The 267-nt window shown below is 49.8% G+C and carries 2 tRNA genes; both read left to right on the top strand.

From position 1 onward, the window contains the following. Positions 1 to 95: 95 nt before the first annotated feature. Positions 96 to 170: transfer RNA gene (locus KGF41_RS20700), tRNA-Gly, on the top strand. A gap of 23 nt (positions 171 to 193) precedes the next feature. After that, positions 194 to 267: transfer RNA gene (locus KGF41_RS20695), tRNA-Arg, on the top strand.

Genomic DNA, 267 nt, shown 5'->3' with positions numbered 1-267 from the left:
GAATTGGCAGACGCACTAGACTTAGGATCTAGCGCCATTGGCGTGGGGGTTCGACTCCCTTCATCCGCACCATTTTTATTTAATTTAATAAACGAGCGGGAATAGTTCAGTGGTAGAGCGCAACCTTGCCAAGGTTGAAGTCGCGAGTTCGAATCTCGTTTCCCGCTCCAAATTTATGTTTATAGTGCAATGTGGGTGCATAGCTCAGCTGGATAGAGCAACGCCCTTCTAAGGCGTGTGTCCGGGGTTCGAATCCCTGTGCGCTCA

Origin of the sequence: Clostridioides sp. ZZV14-6150 (assembly GCF_020657875.1) — a bacterium.
GTDB lineage: Bacteria > Bacillota > Clostridia > Peptostreptococcales > Peptostreptococcaceae > Clostridioides.
Note: the sequence above shows the minus strand (reverse complement) of the source record. Positions and strands in the feature narration are given on the sequence as shown.